The following is a 17830-nucleotide window of genomic DNA, read 5'->3' on the forward strand; positions in this document are numbered from 1 at the left end:
GCCCGCAGCCGCGCGACATCGGCTGCCATGGTGAGATCGGCGACCACGGCCTTGGCATCGATGCCTTCTGCACGGAGCCCAACGGCGCGATCGAGCACACGCGCACTGGCACCGGTGAGAAAAACGGCATGGCCGGCATAGCCGAGCTGCCGGGCAATGGCAAAGCCGATGCCGTCGGCCGCGCCCGCGCCGGTGATAAGTGCGCGTTTGATGCGGGTATGGGGAATGGTCAAATCGGGCTCCGCTGGTTCCGCCTGTCGCGGTCTTACCACGCAGATTGGACGACGGCGCTGCGAAGATTTGCTCTGCAGCATTCTGCGCCGCTTTGCCGAGCTTCGTCCTGGTGACCCGCGTAGGCGCCGCCCGAATGCTTAGTCCATTGCGTGGCCGGTGTTGACCAGCCATCCTGCCACCGCCGTGCAGTCGCAGGCCGTCACTCGTTCCCGCCGTTCGGGTTGGAGCCCGCGACACGCAACCGGACCTTATGCGCCCAATGTCATCCTCGATAGGTCACTTCCATGGCAGTCCTGCTGCGCTGAGGCGTGACCACAGGTTATTTCTAAACTCCGGACCGCGCGCTTGCTGCAATCGATCGACATACTCGCCGGTCAACCTGGGCGACTCGCGCGAGACGAACGACACGTCCTTCCGCGCAGACTCGAGATCGCCCATCCCCATGTATGATGCAGCCCGCAGGAGCCGTGCCCAGTGGTATTCAGGCAGGACCATCAGAAATCGATCAAACGAGGCAGTCGCGGCGTTATAGTTCTCCCCGGTGTATTCGGCATCGCCCCTGAACAGAAAGATCGGATGATAATTCGGACTGAGAAGGTCGGCCCGCGCGAAAGCTGCCTGTGCACCTTCGAGATCTCCGGCGTAAGTTAGCCCAATTCCCAGCCAGGTACGGCACTCTGCATCGTTCGGATTGAGTGCGATGGCCCGCCACAGGCAGCCAAGGCCCGTCTGCAAGTTTCCGAGATAAGTCTCGGCCAATCCGAGAGCACTGTGCAGAGATGCTTCCCGGTCATGGCCACAAAGTCCGGCCCGAGCCTCATCACCAGCCCGGCGAAAGGCCTCGATGGGTTCAATGGACCATCCGTTGAAGCAGGAGTGGAAATCGACCCAGGCAAGAGTCTCCCTTATCAATGCATGCTCTGGCTCGGCGGCGAGGAGCCTTTCACAGAGACGCCGCGCTACGACCATCCCTTTCGCCGTCGGCCGTTCGACGTGGTAAAACGCCTTCAGATAGAGCTTGTGGTGCTGAATTGCTTCCTCGAGGGCGGGCGGGCCTGCCGCGTGCTTCATCAACACCTGGAAGAGATTTCCGCTGATCACGCCTGTCAATTCGTCATGCGATGACGTCTGGGCGAGATCATATCTTGCGCTCCAGACCTCGACTTCCTCCTCGGCGTCCACGAGATGCGCGAAGGCGTGCATGGCTTTGTCTTGGCTATGGACCGCGACCTCCAGGACATAGTTGGCTCCCGTGGTCCTGCCGATTTCCTTGACAGTGAGATGCCGCTTCGCGAGCGCGAACATTGTGGCGGCTGCGACGATTCCGATCTGGGAGAAGCGTCCGAGCTCTGCGGTCAACGCGCGCGTCAATGCATCCGCATCGGTCCTTGTTTTGCCGAACTGACCCTTGACCGGCATCACCGCCAGCCGCGGTTTTTCGCTTTGATGGGGTGACAGCCCGCCTGGCCTGGCGCCGGAAGCGCCGGCAAAGTACGCCGCGAGCCCGATCTTGGTCCGCACCCCAAGTTTTCCGTAGATGGTCGCAAGGTGAGTGCGAACAGTGGCCGGAGCAATGAAAAGCGCCTTGCCGATCTCCCGATAGGTCAGGCCGGCGGCAAATTTTTCCGCGACCTCGCGCTCACGACCCGACAATGCGACAAGCGTTTGAGCTTTCGAAGCGCCGAGCACCATTGTGGACCCCCGTCCTTGGAAACCCCTCCGTAGCCGAAGAATGCTACAGAAGAATGCTACAAATGCACTAGGCCGAATACCGCATCTGCCCGATTCCGCCGCAGGCTCGCACGGCGCAAGCTTCCCCCACGGCAACAAACAATCGGCTAAGGGGGGTTCCATGCGTCCTGTATCCATAGTGCTGGCATGCACGGCCTTGGGCTATTCCGCCCAACCGTCACCTTCTTTCGCAAGCGGGTGCCGACAGTTGCTGGAATCAAACGTGAAAATCGCCAGCATGCATGCCTATGCCAGCATCTTGGCCAATGCTGCCCGCAACGGCTGGAACTACACGCCTGAATCGATCGTCAGCGGCTCGAAGCGTCACTTCGAGGAGATGAGTCTCCAGTTGATCGCAGCCGGTTATGAGATTGTCCCCGCCAACGCTCACCCGCACTGCGCCAATCTGAACAGGGCGGAAAACGACGAGAGCACGATGACGACCGAGCCGAACACCTAAGGAAGCCCGATCGACCGCGGTCTGATCTAAGCTGGTCTCACCGCGCGCCACATACACCAGCTTTTGTCGAAACATCGATATGTCGAAGGTGCGGGCCAACTGTCTGCTGCTCGGATCGAGATGATCCAGCACGTCTTCTGCGTGCGCTGCCTGATCGCGGGGTTCGTTATCAATGATCATGCATGACCTTCCCGATGCCGCCGGAGAGCTGGGCGACACTTCAGGCCTGTCGCGTTTCGCCCCGGCAATCCGTTCACGCATGGTAGGTCCCGGAGGATATTACAATCTCGGCAATGGGCTCGGGCTGGCGACGGGCGTCATGGTCCAGATCGTTGACGTGCCGCCGGGTTCCGCCGTGAGTGGCCATGCCGCGCTCCTCGATCATTTCGTTGGCAGCATCGCTGCCCTGTCGCTCACCCTGGCCACGCTGGTCTTCTTCTGGAGCGGCGAGATCTACTGCCGCGCATGGGCCAGGAAGCCGTCCCCAGACGTGTCCCTAAACCGCCTTGGCGACATGACGTCAGGGGTCGGGGCGATCGGACTCGGCATCGCCCTGTTCCTGTTCGGCGAACCTGTGCTTGCGGCGACCTCGGGCTTGCTGCATGCGCTCGGCAAGTTCGGCAGCGCCTTCGAAGACGGCAAGCCGTTGCCCGGCTGGCCAGCCAACTGGCCCAATCCGTTCCGGAGTGCCGTTCTGGCCAGCCGTCTGCCGGCGCTGGTCTCGGCCGCGGTGGGGAGCGGCGGTGCCCTGCAACTGGTATGGTCGGGCGCTTCCTGGACGCTCGTCGCAGCGCCGCTGACATTGCTTGTCTGCTATCTGCTTTGGGCCAAGGCAGACCTGTTGCTGCTGCTCCAGGAGGTGCGAGCCGGGAGCGCGCCGGCATCGTCCGCCGGCAACCGAGATCGAACGTGACGGCCCATGTCGAAGACAGAGGCCAACTGTCTGCTGCTGCTTGCAGGCGCCTTTGGGGGTTCGGCAACGTCGCGCAGAAGACCGTGCTGGATCATCTGCAGCATCAGAAGACTCTTCCGGAGCCGAAGCGCACCAAATTCGAGGTGCGGGCAAGGGCCGGAGCGGAGAGCGCGCCTCATCCCGCCGATCAGCATGTATGAGAACGCGAGGAATGGGCGGCAGTTGAAAACGGCCTTTTTTCGGACAGTCATTCCCTAGATTTTGCGTTGGGAGCCGGCAACATCAACACCGGTGCCTCATGCGTGTACCCAGCGACCGCGATGACCGCCAGCCCGATCCGTGCGAATCTGGTCGAATCGTCTGTTGACTAACAGGCGGGCCACCATTCGTCAGGAATTCATGCCGATGCGGTTGATTGGCGAGGCCTGAAAGGCAAGCAATTTCAGCTGGATGGAATGGCGCGCCCGAAGAGATTCGAACTCCTGACCCCCAGATTCGTAGTCTGGTGCTCTATCCAGCTGAGCTACGGGCGCGCAACAGGCCATGTCTTCCATGGCCCCGCGATCCGATCGTAAACGACCGGCCGCGACGAGACGTGTTCCCTAGCGACTGAATTTCGGAAAAGCAAGCCGATCCGGCAAAAGTTTTGTCACAAGTGCCTTGATTGGTGATGAAGGCTGGGATTCCGGCAGATGGCAACGGTCCGAAGTTGAGCCGGTTCCGGCTCATTGGAAGAAGCATCGGGCCAGAAGACAAGAGGGCCGGGCGACCCAGCGCTCTAAACCGTCAGGCGGGGCGGCGCAGGCCATTGCGCGCCTGATCGAGCCGGACCGGCTGGTCGGGGATGGTGACGGCGAATGTGGTGCGCCCGCCAATGCTCTCGACCAGCTCCACCGTGCCGCCATGCGCGCGGATCAATTCGTGCGCGATCGCCAGGCCGAGGCCGGTGCCGCCGCTGCGGGCCGAGCCACGAAAGGCCGCGAACAGGTTTTCCCGTGCTTTCGGCGGCAGGCCAGGTCCGGTGTCGCTGACGGCGATGCGGCTGACGCTGCCCAGGCGCACGGCCGACACCGCCAGGCGGCGCACCAGGGCGCTTTCGCTGTCTGCCGCCATCGCCTGCACGGAATTCCGGCACAGATTGGTGAGCACGCGGAACAGCTGGTCGGAATCGGCGTCGATCTCGAATGCCGGCTCGACCGAATTGACGAACTCGATGCCTTGCTCGATGTCGAGCAGGCCGTGCACGTCCTCGACCAACTGCCGCAGCCTCAAGCGTCGGCGCGCCGGCGGCGGCTCCTGGGTGCGGCCGTAGTGAAGCACGCCTTCGGAATAGGACACGGCGCGGTCGAGCGCGCGCAGCAGTTTCGGCGCGAAGGCCTGCACGGTCGGATCCTTGACCTGGCGCAGGCGGTCCGACATCAGCTGCGCCGAGGCCAGGATGTTGCGCATGTCATGGTTGATCTTGGAGACCGCGAGGCCGAGGTCGGCAAGATGCTTCTGCTCGGAGAGCATTTTTTGCAGCCGCTCCTGCATCTGCGACAGCTCGCGCTCGGCAACGCCGATCTCGTCGGCGCGGGCAGCCGGATGGATGATGCGCCCGGGATCGTCGGGGGCTTCGGAGAAGGACAGCATCGAGCGCGTCATCGTGCGGATCGGCCCGATCATGATCAGGTCGATGGCGGCATAGACCAGCATGGCGGTGAACAGCGAGATCAGCAGCGAGACGAAGGCGACGTTGCGCGAATAGCGCAGCATCGCATTGCGCAGGCTGTTGTCCGGCATGATCAGCTCGAACTCCTTGTCCGAGTCGCCGACCGGGCCGAAGACGCGCAGCATCCGGTCGCCGCCGAAAAACAACGTGTCGAGCGCACCGGTCATGCCCTTGATCATGCCGATCGAGGCGATATCGATGTGCTCGTCGACCTTCGGCGGCATTTCGGCCACCACCAGCAGCCGCGAGACGCCGCCGTCGCGCACCGCGATCGCCTTGGCGCCGATCGCCATCAGCACGTCGTTCTGGGCCGTGCGCGACAGCGAGGTGGATTCACCTTGCACCAGCACGATCGACACCGCCGCTGCCGTGCTTAGCCGCTCCTTCAGCCAGTTCAGCCGGTAGCTGGCGATCCAGGGCAGGAAGATCAACACTTCGGCCAACAGCACGAAGACGATGGTCAGCAGCAGCAGCTTGGTCGACAGGCCGCGCGACAACGGAACCGTGCGCACGGCGGCTGGCGCCTCGGTGGGCCCCGCCGTGCCGATCCCTTCCTGTGCCTGTATGGTTTCGCTCATGCGGCTAATATCTTCACGATCGCTTGATCAACGCAGATTAGGCGATTACGGCTTTTTTGCCAATTTCATCCTTGGTCGCAAACATAAACCGGCCTGAACGGAGCCGGGTTGCGCCCGACGACTCCGGATTGACTTCCAAAAGCCTTCTTTCTATAAGCCCGCACACGCTCGGGCCATTCGTCCCGGCGCGGTTTCGATCGCGCCAAAGCCGGCCCGGCAAAGCTCCTGTTACACAGTGACAGAATCAAGAAGGGCCGCACCCCGCGGTATTAAAACAAATGAAGCGTACCTACCAACCGTCTAAACTCGTCCGCAAACGTCGGCACGGCTTTCGTGCCCGCATGGCCACCAAGGGTGGTCGCGGCGTCGTCGCAGCTCGCCGCAACCGCGGTCGCAAGCGGCTCAGCGCCTGAACGGAAGACGAGATCGTTGCCCGCAACCGACAAGCCAGTGGGACCAAATCCCAAGCGGCTTCTGAAGCGCGCGGAATTCCTGGCCGTCCGTCGTGGTGAAAAACGACGCGGGCGGCTTTTTCTCGTTGAAGTTCTCGACCGCGGCGACGGCCTGTCGCCGCGCGTCGGCTACACCGTCACCAAGAAGGTCGGCAATGCGGTTGTCCGCAACCGCGTCCGCCGGCGGCTGCGAGAAGCCGTCCGTACGCATGCGGCAAGTGACATGGCGCCCGGCAATGACTATGTCATCGTCGGGCGTGAAGACGTGCTTACCACTCCGTTCGGCCAGTTGAAGGCCGAACTCTCCCGCCGACTGCGCGGAACACGATAGGCCAAGGGCTTTCGATGGAAAACAACCGGAACTTCTTCATCACCATCGCGCTGTCGGTGCTGATCCTGGCGGTATGGCAATATTTTTACGTATTGCCGCGCAGCGAAGCCCAGCGCGAGGCGGCCCGCGTCGAACAGCAGCGCATCGAGGAGCAGAAGAAGGCCGCCGGTACCGACACCGGAACGCCCGCCGCACCTGGCGCCATTCCGAATGCACCGGGTACCGACGCCGTGACGCCGGCCGGCCGCGAACAGGCGCTCGCCACGACGACCCGCGCGAAGATCGACACGCCGAGCCTCGAGGGTTCGATCAACCTGACCGGCGCCCGCCTCGACGACCTCAAGCTCAAGCACTACACCGAGACGGTCGACAAGAACTCGCCCGAGATCAGCCTGCTCAACCCGGCGGCACTGCCCAATGGCTATTATGCCGAGATCGGCTTCGTCGGCAACGACAAGACCGGCGCGGTGCCCGGTCCGGAGACTGTGTGGACCGTCGACGGCAATGCGACGCTGACGCCGACAACCCCGGTCACGCTGACCTATTCGAACGACAAGGGCTTGACCTTCAAGCGCACCTTCTCCGTCGACACCGATTACATGTTCACGGTGTCCGACACGGTGCAGAATGCGGGCACGGCCGCCGTCTCGCTGTCCAATTACGGCCGCGTCACCCGCTTCGACAAGCCGCTCGTTGCCAGCACCTATGTGCTGCATGAGGGCCTGATCGGCTTCACCGGCACCGAAGGCCTGCAGGAGCACAAATACGCGTCCATCGAATCGGACAAGCAATTCACGCCGGGCAAGTCGACCGACGGCTGGTTGGGCATTACCGACAAATACTGGGCGGTGACGCTGGTGCCGACCGAAAAGCAGCCGTTCCAGCCGCGCTACGCCTTTTTCGAGGACGGCCGCCACCGCTATCAGTCCGACTTCCTGACCGACCCGATAACGGTTGCCGCGGGTCAATCGGCGACGGTGGAGAGCGAGATCTTCGCCGGCGCCAAGGAGGTCGGCAAGATCAACGCCTATGCAGAGGACCGTCAAATCAAGCGGTTCGATCTTTTGATCGACTGGGGCTGGTTCCACTTCATCACCAAGCCGATGTTCTGGCTGATCGACACGCTCTACAAATTCTTCGGCAATTTCGGTCTGGCCATCCTCGCCACCACCGTCATCGTCAAGGCCATCTTCTACCCGCTCGCCAACAAGTCCTACGCGTCGATGGCGAACATGAAGAAGGTGCAGCCGAAAATGCTCGAGATCCGCGAGAAATACGCGGACGACAAGATGAAGCAGCAGCAGGCGATGATGGAGCTGTACAAGACCGAGAAGATCAATCCGATCGCCGGCTGCTGGCCGGTGGCGCTGCAGATCCCGGTGTTCTTCGCGCTCTACAAGGTGCTCTACATCACCATCGAGATGCGTCATGCGCCGTTCTTCGGCTGGATCCAGGATCTGGCCGCGCCCGATCCGACATCGCTGTTCAACCTGTTCGGCCTCATTCCGATCACGCTGCCGCATATGCTGATGATCGGCGTATGGCCACTGATCATGGGCGTCACCATGTTCCTGCAGATGCGCATGAACCCGACGCCGCCGGACCCGACGCAGGCGGCGATCTTCACCTGGATGCCTGTTATCTTCACCTTCATGATGGCGGGTTTCCCGGCCGGCCTGGTCATCTACTGGGCCTGGAACAACACGCTGTCGATCCTGCAGCAAGGCATCATCATGAAGCGCCAGGGCGCCAAGATCGAGCTGTGGGACAATCTGGTCGCGCTGTTCCGAAAGAAACCATCACCGGCCGAATAGAAGGCGCAGCGCTTTCTCCAGCCTTCAAAGCCCCGCCTCGCGCGGGGCTTTTTCGTTGGCGGGACATCCATTCCGCCCATTTCCGCTTGTCGGCGAAACTTTGGCGCGCCACGCCTCGTAACTGCGCGTTGCCATCCTGCGGCATGCGCTTCGGGAAGCCTTGTGGCGGCCGCGTCGTTGCAGACCACCGCATTTCGCGATGCCGGCAAGATGCCCTTGCCAAGACGGCTTCCGGCGCAAAGGCGCCGGTGTTTGGGAGGCCGTGACGGCAGACCGGGGTCCTGTAGGGCCTCCACGGGGCCCCCGGTTCTTTCACACGCGAAGGTCATGCAGGCTGCGGCTTGTCCCGGCAGACGGACCGCTGCCACCTCACTCCATGACGGCGCTGTGGTCGATCTTGGCCGGAGTGGCCGGCTTGCGCAGCAACAGAACCAGCGGAATGGCGGCAAGCGACAGGATCATCATCAGCTTGAAGTCGTTCATATAACTGATGATTGTCGCCTGCAGCGTCACCACGCCGTCGAGCGCGGCGCGGCCCGCGGCGCTGTAGGGATCCATCGCCTGGAAGATGGCCGGATTGCTGAAAGCCTGGTTGTAAGGCGTCACATAGGTGGTGATGTTGGCGTGGTTGATCTGCACGTTCTCCGTCAACAGCGCGGTGACGACGGATATGCCGACGCTGGAGCCGATGTTCCGCGACAGATTGTAAAGGCCTGTGCCTTCCGCGCGCCGCTCCGGCGCCAGCGTGGCGAAGGTGATGGTGGTCAGCGGCACGAACAGGAAGCCCAGTCCCGCGCCCTGGATGAAGCCGGTGCTGATGATCGTCCATTGCGACACATCAGGGGTCCAGCCGGTCATGTCGTACATCGCCCAGGCGGTGACCAGCAGGCCGGTCAACAGCAGCCAGCGCGTGTCCACCTTGCCGATCAGCCTGCCGACCAGGAACATGCAAGCCATGGTGCCGAGACCGCGCGGCCCCATGACGATGCCGGCCGTCACCACCGGATAGCCCATCAACGTCTGCAGATAGGGCGTCATCAGGGCCAACGAGGCCAGATAGGTGATGCCGATGATGAAGATGAAGATCATGCCGACGGCGAAATTCCTGTCGAGGAACAACCGCGGGTTCACGAAGGTGTTTTTGGCGGTGAAGGTGTGGACGAGGAAGATGTAGAAGGCCGACGCGCAGATCAGCGCCTCGACGATGATCTCGGACGACGAGAACCAGTTGAGCTGCTCGCCGCGATCAAGAAACATCTGCAGCGATGCGATGGTGACGCTGAGCATGCCGAAGCCCAGCCAGTCCAGCCTGGCCTTGAGGTCCGTCTTGGTTTCCTGGACGAACATCGAGACGCCGGCGAAAGCCAGGGCCCCGATCGGGACATTGATGTAGAACACCCAGCGCCAGCTGACGTTTTCGGTGAGCCAGCCGCCGATGACCGGCCCGAGCACCGGCCCGACCATCACCGAAACGCCGAACAGCGCCATCGCCGAGCCGCGCTCCTCGACGCTGTAGATGTCGAGCAGGATGCTCTGCGCCAGCGGCACCAGGGCTGCGCCGAACAGGCCTTGCAGCAGGCGGAAGCCGACGATCTGCGGCAGCGACTGCGCGAAGCCGCACAGCACCGACGCGACGACGAAGCCGGTGATGGATATCAAAAGGATGCGCTTCCGGCCGAAACGATTGGCAAGATAGCCCGAAGGCGGCGTCATGACGGCCGCCGCGACGATATAGGACGTCAGCACCCAGTTTATCTGGTCGGCGCTCGCCGAAACGCTGCCCTGGATATAGGGCAGCGCGACATTGGCGATGGTCGTGTCCAGTGCCTGCATGATCACGGCCAGGATCACGCAGGCGGTGATGGCGCCGCGATTGGCGACCACGCCACCTGTCCCGGACGCGCCGGTCATGACTTTTGTCCGAACCGGCCGAGGAGGTCCGTCACGAAGTCCGGCAAGCCGCGCGCATGACCGGTATCGATGCCGACCACGACGCTCATCCCGCCACGCAGCGGCGGCTTGCCCCGGAGATCGTCGACCGTCACGCGCATCGGAATGCGTTGCACGACCTTGACCCAGTTGCCGGTGGTGTTCTGTGCCGGAAGCAGGGAGAAGCTCGACGACGACGCCGGGCTGATCGAGGCGACCGTGCCGTGCCAGACGGCACCGGGGTAGCTGTCGACGCTGATCGTCGCCGTCTGTCCCGGCCGCACATAGGTCAGCTCGGTTTCCTTCGGCTCCGCCGCGATCCACAGATCGGTCGCCGAAATCAGGCTGAAGGCCGGCTGCGAAGCCGGCAGGTACTTGCCGACCTGAAGCGCGTCGACATTGGTGACGATGCCGTCGAACGGCGCCTTGACGATGGAATCGGCAAGATTGCGCTGGGCGTCGTCCACCGCCGATTGCGCCTGAAGGTAGAACGGATTCTTCTCCACCGGCTGGCTGGCGTCGCCGCCAAGCTGGGCAAGCGTCGCCTGTGCCTGCGCTTGGGCAACGGACACCTTCTGGCGGGCGGCGACGAGGTCGTGCTGGGCGCTGTCGAAGGTCGCCTTGGAGGAGGTGGAGGTCTTGAGCAGATCCTGCTGGCGCTGGAAAGCGGCCTCGTAATAGGGGATGTCGGCCTGCGCCTGCTCGATCAGCGCCTGCGACTGCAGGTAACTCGCCTGCAGGGTCAGCACCTGGTTGCGCACAGTGCCGAGCTGCGCCTGGGCGGCGGCAAGAGCGGTTTCGAAAGAGGCCGGCCGCAGCCGGAAAAGCACCTGGTCCTTCTTCACCGCCTCGTTCTCGTGCACGTCGATCTCGGACACAGTGCCGGAGACATCGGTGGAAACGCCGAGCGACTGCGCCTGGATGTAGGCGTTGTCGGTCGTCATGACCTGGCCGCCGATGACGTAGTAATAGCCGCCGACGACCAGCGCGACCGGCAGCAGGGCAAACAGGATCGGCCGTGCCCGGCCGCGCTTGGGCTTGACCGGCGCCGGAGGCGACACCGCAACCCCGGCCTGGCGTGGCTCCTTGGGCGGAGCCTCGAGCGCCGCCGGCTCCAGGGCGACTGGTTCTTCGAGCTCGTCATTGTCGATGACGGTGCCGGCTCGCCTTTGCTCGCGTTCGCTGTCCAGTCGGATGACCTGGTCGCGCGCCCGATCGGCGGCGGATACGTCTTCTTCGACAGGCTTCTTTGGTGAGATTGATTCAGCCATGTGTTTTCTCCCGGTCGGCGGCAGGCTGGGCGCAAGCCGCGAGCAGATTGGATTTGATGAGGGATAGGTTTGCAGCAGATGCAGCTGCGCATCTGCGGAAAGACCGACAAAGGCCTCGTCCCGCGTCTTCTGCCCATTGCTGCGCATGATTTCTATGAGCGGATAAGCTTGCGGCTTTAGGTAGAGCAGCCATGCCCAGCGGTCAGCGGGATTGGCCCGGCGCTCGATGAAGCCGCGTACCTCCATCTTGTCGAACAGCCGGGCGAGCGTGATCGGCGTGATCTCGATAAGGTCCGCCAATTTGTTCTGGTGGATGCCCTCATGCAGGCTGAGATAGGCCAGCACCTGCCATTGGGCGCGGGTCAGCCCCGATGCCCGCGACCTCTGCTCGAACCGCTTTCGAAGCAGGCGCGCGACATCATGCAGCACGAAGCTGATGTTGGGTGGCGATGGCATGAGAGGTACTGGAGTTTCGGCGCAACTTTTAGTGAGCATGCTTATTATCATCATGCACATAATCCCGCTGGACGCGGTGCGCAAGACGGACTAAGCCCGCCTGGAAAAAATGACGCATGGGCTGTGACGCCACAAAAAGGCTCAGGTAGCAGGCTGTTGCCGGGCAAGGATAGGACGATTAATTGGCTGAAGATCGTGACCGTGGCGGCCATCGCGGGATGGCCGGGCCTTGCGCTCGCAAAGGACGCCGTCAGCTGCGGCGGCGCCGCCATGCTGGGTGGCGCGCAATTGAACTGCAGCCACGTCGAACCCCAGGCGCCGCCTCAGTTTTGCACCTATAGCTGGGCTCTCCACATGCCGGCCGGAGACCAGAAAATCGTCGAAGGCAGCTTCATGCTGCCGCCCGGCGCGGCGAACGTCACCGTCTATCAGGGCAGCGGTTTCGACAGCGCAATGTCCGATCCGATCGTGATCTGCCGCGGCGGCAAATGAGCAAGGCCGTCAAGGAAAGCTCGCTCGTCGCCCGATTGGTGCTATAGGGCGGATCACGCTATTTTGAACGGGCGCATTCGAGTTTCGGATGTGCCTGGCTGCCATTTCTCTGACGGATTTCGACATGGACGGACCCAACCCAGACATCAAGCACCCGATCCCGATGCATACCCGCGTCGGCTTCCTCAAGGGACTGGTGAATGCGCCGAACATCGAGATCGGCGACTTCACCTATTATGACGACCCCGACGGGCCGGATAAATTCGCCGAGAAATGCGTGCTGCACCACTATCCCTTCATCGGCGACAAGCTGATCATCGGTCGGTTCTGCGCCATCGCCGAGGGCGCGCGGTTCATCATGAACGGCGCCAACCACGCCATGTCCGGCTTTTCGACCTATCCGTTCAATATCTTTGGCCATGGCTGGGAAAAGGGTTTTGACCCGGCGACGTGGTCGAAGGAAGTGCGCGGCGACACCATTGTCGGCAGCGACGTCTGGATCGGCATGGAGGCGGTGATCTTGCCCGGGGTGGAAATCGGCCACGGCGCCATCATTGCTGCGAAGTCAGTGGTGACTCACGACGTGCCGCCCTATGCGATCGTCGCCGGCAACGCGGCCAAGATGGTGAAGATGCGTTTCGACGACCGGACAATCAGGCGGCTGCTGGCGGTGGCGTGGTGGGACTGGCCGGTGGACAAGGTCAGCCGCAACCTCGATGCTATCCGGGGCGCCGATATTTCTCTTCTGGAGGCAGCAGCTTGAACGCTCTGAACAGCAGCATAATCGGCACCGAACTGTTTACGCGGGGGTGGATCTTCATCCGCGGCGTGCCGGCCATGAAATTCCTGCCGCCGGAAGGGCCGCCGGAAATCGCCTTTGCCGGCCGCTCGAATGTCGGCAAGTCGTCGCTGATCAACGCGCTGGTCAACCAGAAGGGGCTGGCGCGCACCTCCAACACGCCGGGGCGCACGCAGGAGCTCAACTATTTCGTGCCGGACGGATTTTCGGGTGAGGGCGCCGACCTGCCGCCCTTGGCGCTGGTCGACATGCCCGGCTATGGCTATGCCACCGCGCCGAAGGAGAAGGTCGACGAGTGGACCAAGCTGGTCTTCGACTATCTCAAGGGCCGCGTCACGCTGAAGCGCGTCTATGTGCTGATCGACGCCCGCCACGGCATCAAGGCCAAGGACGACGAAGTGCTGTCGCTGCTCGACAAGGCGGCGGTGTCCTACCAGATCGTGCTGACCAAGACCGACAAGATCAAGACTGCCGGCGTGCCGAGGCTGATCGAGGAGACGCTGGCAAAGATCAAGAAGCGGCCGGCGGCGTTCCCGTTCGTGCTGGCCACCTCTTCTGAAAAGGCCGAGGGCCTCCAGGAATTGCAGGCAGCCATCGTGCTTGCCGCCAATGGCGGCTAAGCATCCACACCTTAGAGCATGGCCTACGGCTTGGCCTCGATAGCAATCGTCTGATGGCCTTCTTCGGCCACAAGCCTTTCGGTGCCGTAGGCCTTCAGGAACATGCTGACGCCTGACCTGACGATGCGGTCGATCTCGTCCTGGGTCGGGGCTTTGGTGCGGTAGGCGAAGATGCACTGGCGGAACAGACCGGCCAGGCACAGTTCGGTGAACTGATAGGCGGCAAGATCCACATCGTCGATGCGCAGCAGGTCGCGCTCGATGGCGGCATTGAGAAAGGCCGCGACCTTGTCGTGGCCACGCTTGGGGCCGCGCTCGTAAAAACGCGCGCCCATATCGGGTATCCGGTCTGATGCCCCGATCACCGTGCGCTGCGCCTGGATGACCTTGGCCGACGTGATCTTGAGGGCCAGCACCTTGCCGAACTTCACCAGCGTCTCGCGCAGGTTGTCGGCATTGTCCAGAACGTCATACATGTTCTTGAAGATGGTGCCGCGCTCTTCCTCGATCAGCGCCTCGAACAGCTCTTCCTTGTTGGCGAAATAGACGTAGATCGTACCCTTGGAGACACCGGCCTCGCGGGTGATGTCGTTCATCGAGGCGGCTTCGAAGCCCTTGTCGATGAAGACACGACGGGCGCCGTCGATGATCTGGCTGCGCTTGACCGGATCCTGCCCCGCGGCCGGGCGGCCACGACGCAAGCTTTCCAACAGGTCGTCGCACGACTCGTTTTCGACATTGGGCGGGGTCTCGGCCATGAAAGTCACACCTCGAAAATAATTCGAACCAAGCGGTTCGATTGCCCTTGATATGGTCCTGTTTACGCGCTATGTCAACGGCCGGATCGAACCGAACGGTTCAGTATTATATTATAACTTTAGAGAGATGTCATGTCCTCGAACGCGCCGACCACTGCCGAAGTCCGTCCCTTTCCCAACGCCAAGGTTGCGCCGGCGACGGAAGCCCCGGAAGTGCCTGTCCAGCCGGTCTCGTCGCCACCGGCAGAGGCTCCGGCCAAGAAGAAGCGTTCGGTGCGTTCCTTCCTGCTGCCGATCATCGGCGTCGCCTTGCTGGGCGCCGGCGCCTGGTATGGTTACGATTACTGGACCACGGGCCGCTTCATGATCTCGACGGACGATGCCTATGTCCAGGCGGACATGGCGTTCATATCGCCCAAGATTTCCGGCTATGTCGATCAGGTCAAGGTCAGCGAGAACCAGTTGGTCAAGGCCGGCGATCCGCTGCTCGTCGTCGATGACGGCGATTACAAGATTGCCGTCGCCCAGGCCGAGGCGCAGATCGCCACTTTGAGCAAGACGCTCGACCGTATCGACGCCCAGACCGACGCGGCCCGCGCCTCGCTGCAGCAGGCGCAGGCGCAGAAGGTCGCCGACCAGGCCGCCGCCGACAATGCGGCCAAGGTCGCGGCGCGCGCCTCGCAACTGCTCAAGACCCATGTCGGCACGCAGGCGCAGCTGGACGACGCCCAGACGGCGGTCCAGCAGGCCGATGCCGCCCTTGTCGGCGCCGACGCACAGATCGCCGCCGCGCAGGCCAATATCGGCGTGCTGCAGGCGCAACGCGCGGAATCGGCGAGCACGCTGGCCTCCCTGCAACTCAGCCATGACAAGGCGCTGCGCGATCTTTCCTTCACCGTGCTCAAGGCGCCTTATGACGGCATCGTCGGCAACCGCTCTGTCGAACAGGGCGACCTTGTCAGCCCCGGCCAGAAGCTCGCTGTCATCGTGCCGATGGACAAGCTCTACATCGTAGCCAACTTCAAGGAGACGCAGCTTGCCCGGCTGGTTCCCGGCGAGAAGGTCAAGATCTCGGTCGATGCGACAGACGGCCAGGACTTCGAGGGAACCGTCTCGTCGCTGGCGCCGGCTTCGGGTGCCGTATTCTCGCTGCTGCCGCCCGAAAACGCCACCGGCAACTTCACCAAGGTCGTGCAGCGCGTTCCGGTCCGCATCGATGTGCCGGCAGATGTCCTGAAGAGCGGCAAACTGCGCGCCGGCCTGAGCGTCATCGTCGCCGTCGACAGCCGCACCGCCCCATCCGGGTCGGGCCCAGTGGCCGCGAACTGAGCGGCGACGGGAGCAATGCCATGGCAACCGCAACCCTGACAGCAGGAGCGCCGCCGGCGAGGCCGGCTGTGCCTGACACCATTTCGACGCGGCGCGTCATCGCCTTCCTGGCGATGGTGTTCGGCATGTTCATGGCCATCCTCGATATCCAGATCGTCTCCGCCTCGCTGTCGGAAATCCAGGCCGGCCTGAGCGCCAGCTCCGACGAAATCCCGTGGGTGCAGACCGCCTATCTGATCGCCGAAGTGGTGATGATCCCGCTGTCGGGCTTCCTCAGCCGGATGCTGTCGACGCGGGTGCTGTTCACGATCTCGGCGGCGGGCTTCACCGCGGCCAGTGCGCTGGCGGCGACTGCCACCAACATCGACCAGATGATTGTCTACCGCGCCGTCCAGGGCTTCATCGGCGGCGGCATGATACCGAGCGTCTTCGCCGCTGCCTTCACCATCTTCCCGCCCTCGCGCCGCGCCTTCGTCTCGCCGATGATCGGCCTGGTGGCGACGTTGGCGCCGACCATCGGCCCGACTGTCGGCGGCTATATCAGCCATGCCATGTCCTGGCACTGGCTGTTCCTGGTCAATGTCGTGCCCGGCATCCTGGTGACAGCGGCGGCCTGGACGCTGATCGACTTCGACAAGCCCAACCTCAAGCTGTTCAGCAAGTTCGACTGGTGGGGCCTCGCCGGCATGGCGGCTTTCCTGGGGTGCATGGAATATGTGCTCGAGGAAGGCCCCAACAATGACTGGCTGCAGGACCAGGGCGTCTTCATCTGCGCCATCGTCATGACCATCGGCGCGGTGCTGTTCTTCTGGCGGGTGTTCACCGCCGAGGAGCCGATCGTCGACCTGAAGGCCTTCACCAACATCAACTTCGCCTTCGGCTCGCTGTTCTCCTTCGTCATCGGCATCGGCCTTTACGGCCTGACCTATCTCTACCCGGTGTATCTCGGGCGCATCCGTGGCTACGATTCGATGATGATCGGCGAGGCGCTGTTCGTCAGCGGCCTGGCCATGTTCTTCACCGCGCCGATCTCGGGCATCCTGTCGAACAAGATGGACCCGCGGCTGATGATGATGATCGGCTTCTTCGGCTTCGCCACCGGCACCTGGTGGATGACGCATCTGACCGCCGACTGGGATTTCAACGAGCTGCTCATCCCGCAGATCCTGCGCGGCTGTTCGATGATGCTGTGCATGGTGCCGATCAACAACATCGCGCTCGGCACCTTGCCGCCCGAGCGGCTGAAGAATGCGTCCGGCCTGTTCAATCTCACCCGCAACCTTGGCGGTGCGGTTGGCCTCGCGCTGATCAACACCGTGCTGATCGACCGCAATGCCTTCCACTACGCAAGGCTCTCCGAGCATGTGCAATGGGGCAGTGAAGCCGCGCAGACCAAGCTGCAGAACATGACGCTCAATTTCGAGCAAACCCCCGGCCTGGATGCGACAAGTGCTGCCATCTCCAAGCTGTCGGGCATGGTCCAGCAGCAGGCGGCGCTGCTGTCATTCATGGATGTGTTCTTCATGCTGACGGTGCTGTTTGCAACGCTTGGCCTGTTCACCATGTTGATCCGCAAGCCGGCCGCGGCGGCGGGTGGAGGTGGTGGCGGCGGCCACTGATACCGGAGCAATTCCAGGAAAAGTGTAAGGCGGTTTTCCGTCAGGAATTGCGACAAGACAGAGATACGTGGGCAGCTTGTTTCGGGAAGCTCCTCCAGTCCACGCCCGAAAAAGCTCTGACCGCGCAAAAAACTCCGGGCCGCAAGCCCGGAGTTTTTCATATCCAGTTGGAATTTGTCAGGCTGTGGCGGGCTTGAAGGTCAGCGCGACGCCGTTGATGCAGTGGCGCAGGCCGGTCGGCGCTGGACCGTCGTCGAAGACGTGGCCGAGATGGCCGCCGCAGCGGCGGCAATGCGCCTCGGTGCGCGTCATGCCGAGCGAGCGGTCCACGGT

The 17830-nt window shown here is 62.7% G+C and carries 17 protein-coding genes, 1 tRNA gene and 1 pseudogene; 10 read left to right on the plus strand and 9 right to left on the minus strand.

Annotation, left to right across the window (positions count from 1 at the left end; all coding sequences use genetic code 11):
- A partial coding sequence (locus EOD15_RS10980; RefSeq protein WP_245463644.1) for an SDR family NAD(P)-dependent oxidoreductase occupies positions 1-233 on the minus strand: 233 nt, incomplete at its 3' end.
- Between the two features lie 277 nt (positions 234-510).
- Entirely contained in the window at positions 511-1926 is a 1416-nt protein-coding gene (locus tag EOD15_RS10985; RefSeq protein WP_164761600.1) for a LuxR C-terminal-related transcriptional regulator, read from the minus strand.
- A 262-nt stretch (positions 1927-2188) separates the two neighbouring features.
- Here EOD15_RS10985 and EOD15_RS10990 point away from each other — a divergent pair, with 262 nt between their 5' ends.
- Together EOD15_RS10990 and EOD15_RS10995 are read left to right on the plus strand one after the other, a co-directional pair.
- Complete coding sequence (locus EOD15_RS10990) at positions 2189-2425, plus strand: hypothetical protein (RefSeq protein WP_127318860.1); 237 nt, start codon at positions 2189-2191, stop codon at positions 2423-2425.
- Between the two features lie 172 nt (positions 2426-2597).
- Positions 2598-3338, plus strand: a complete 741-nt coding sequence (locus EOD15_RS10995; RefSeq protein WP_185928990.1) for a hypothetical protein — start codon at positions 2598-2600, stop codon at positions 3336-3338.
- Positions 3339-3794: 456 nt separating this feature from the next.
- On the opposite strand, the gene EOD15_RS11000 is transcribed toward EOD15_RS10995, so the two are convergent.
- Both EOD15_RS11000 and EOD15_RS11005 read right to left on the minus strand, forming a co-directional pair.
- Positions 3795-3871 (minus strand) — tRNA-Arg (locus EOD15_RS11000).
- A gap of 253 nt (positions 3872-4124) precedes the next feature.
- The gene (locus EOD15_RS11005) at positions 4125-5627 is read right to left on the minus strand and encodes a HAMP domain-containing sensor histidine kinase (protein ID WP_127318862.1); all 1503 of its coding nucleotides are present in this window, start codon (positions 5625-5627) and stop codon (positions 4125-4127) included.
- A gap of 278 nt (positions 5628-5905) precedes the next feature.
- On the opposite strand from EOD15_RS11005, the gene rpmH reads away from it, so the two are divergent.
- The 3 genes from rpmH to yidC are packed head-to-tail and all read left to right on the plus strand — an operon-like array spanning position 5906 to position 8224.
- Positions 5906-6040 carry a 50S ribosomal protein L34 gene (gene rpmH / locus EOD15_RS11015; RefSeq protein ID WP_008833937.1) on the plus strand — a complete coding sequence of 45 codons (135 nt, stop codon included), beginning with the start codon at positions 5906-5908 and terminating at the stop codon, positions 6038-6040.
- Between the two features lie 16 nt (positions 6041-6056).
- The gene (rnpA, locus tag EOD15_RS11020) at positions 6057-6410 is read left to right on the plus strand and encodes a ribonuclease P protein component (RefSeq protein ID WP_127318864.1); all 354 of its coding nucleotides are present in this window, start codon (positions 6057-6059) and stop codon (positions 6408-6410) included.
- 14 nt (positions 6411-6424) lie between these two features.
- Entirely contained in the window at positions 6425-8224 is a 1800-nt protein-coding gene (gene yidC, locus EOD15_RS11025) for a membrane protein insertase YidC (RefSeq protein WP_127270245.1), read from the plus strand.
- Positions 8225-8593: 369 nt separating this feature from the next.
- Here the strand turns inward: yidC and EOD15_RS11030 are convergent, their stop codons facing one another.
- From EOD15_RS11030 to EOD15_RS36715, 3 genes and pseudogenes are all read right to left on the minus strand, one after another.
- Positions 8594-10135 carry a DHA2 family efflux MFS transporter permease subunit gene (locus EOD15_RS11030; RefSeq protein ID WP_127318866.1) on the minus strand — a complete coding sequence of 514 codons (1542 nt, stop codon included), beginning with the start codon at positions 10133-10135 and terminating at the stop codon, positions 8594-8596.
- Positions 10132-11424 (minus strand): HlyD family secretion protein, encoded by a 1293-nt coding sequence (locus EOD15_RS11035; protein WP_127318868.1) that lies wholly within the window; start codon positions 11422-11424, stop codon positions 10132-10134. The genes EOD15_RS11030 and EOD15_RS11035 overlap by 4 nt, the downstream gene beginning before the upstream one ends.
- 258 nt (positions 11425-11682) lie before the next feature.
- Positions 11683-11940: pseudogene (locus EOD15_RS36715) on the minus strand (MarR family winged helix-turn-helix transcriptional regulator); the annotation flags it as partial.
- 96 nt (positions 11941-12036) lie between these two features.
- Here EOD15_RS36715 and EOD15_RS11045 point away from each other — a divergent pair.
- From EOD15_RS11045 to yihA, 3 genes are all read left to right on the plus strand, one after another.
- Positions 12037-12372, plus strand: coding sequence for a hypothetical protein (locus EOD15_RS11045; RefSeq protein WP_245463645.1), 336 nt, complete (start codon positions 12037-12039; stop codon positions 12370-12372).
- A 124-nt stretch (positions 12373-12496) separates the two neighbouring features.
- Positions 12497-13135 carry a CatB-related O-acetyltransferase gene (locus tag EOD15_RS11050; RefSeq protein WP_164761601.1) on the plus strand — a complete coding sequence of 213 codons (639 nt, stop codon included), beginning with the start codon at positions 12497-12499 and terminating at the stop codon, positions 13133-13135.
- The gene (gene yihA / locus EOD15_RS11055) at positions 13132-13791 is read left to right on the plus strand and encodes a ribosome biogenesis GTP-binding protein YihA/YsxC (protein ID WP_024502094.1); all 660 of its coding nucleotides are present in this window, start codon (positions 13132-13134) and stop codon (positions 13789-13791) included. Before EOD15_RS11050 ends, yihA begins: the two co-directional genes overlap by 4 nt.
- 23 nt (positions 13792-13814) lie before the next feature.
- Here the strand turns inward: yihA and EOD15_RS11060 are convergent, their stop codons facing one another.
- Positions 13815-14549: a TetR/AcrR family transcriptional regulator gene (locus tag EOD15_RS11060; RefSeq protein ID WP_027040117.1), complete on the minus strand. Its 735-nt coding sequence runs from the start codon at positions 14547-14549 to the stop codon at positions 13815-13817.
- A 132-nt stretch (positions 14550-14681) separates the two neighbouring features.
- On the opposite strand from EOD15_RS11060, the gene EOD15_RS11065 reads away from it, so the two are divergent.
- Both EOD15_RS11065 and EOD15_RS11070 read left to right on the plus strand, forming a co-directional pair.
- Positions 14682-15878, plus strand: a complete 1197-nt coding sequence (locus tag EOD15_RS11065; protein WP_127318872.1) for an HlyD family secretion protein — start codon at positions 14682-14684, stop codon at positions 15876-15878.
- Between the two features lie 20 nt (positions 15879-15898).
- Complete coding sequence (locus EOD15_RS11070) at positions 15899-17497, plus strand: DHA2 family efflux MFS transporter permease subunit (RefSeq protein WP_127267221.1); 1599 nt, start codon at positions 15899-15901, stop codon at positions 17495-17497.
- Positions 17498-17674: 177 nt separating this feature from the next.
- Here the strand turns inward: EOD15_RS11070 and EOD15_RS11075 are convergent.
- A partial coding sequence (locus tag EOD15_RS11075; RefSeq protein WP_148129527.1) for a peptide-methionine (R)-S-oxide reductase occupies positions 17675-17830 on the minus strand: 156 nt, incomplete at its 5' end.

The organism is Mesorhizobium sp. M7A.T.Ca.US.000.02.2.1 (genome assembly GCF_003996995.1).
GTDB lineage: Bacteria > Pseudomonadota > Alphaproteobacteria > Rhizobiales > Rhizobiaceae > Mesorhizobium.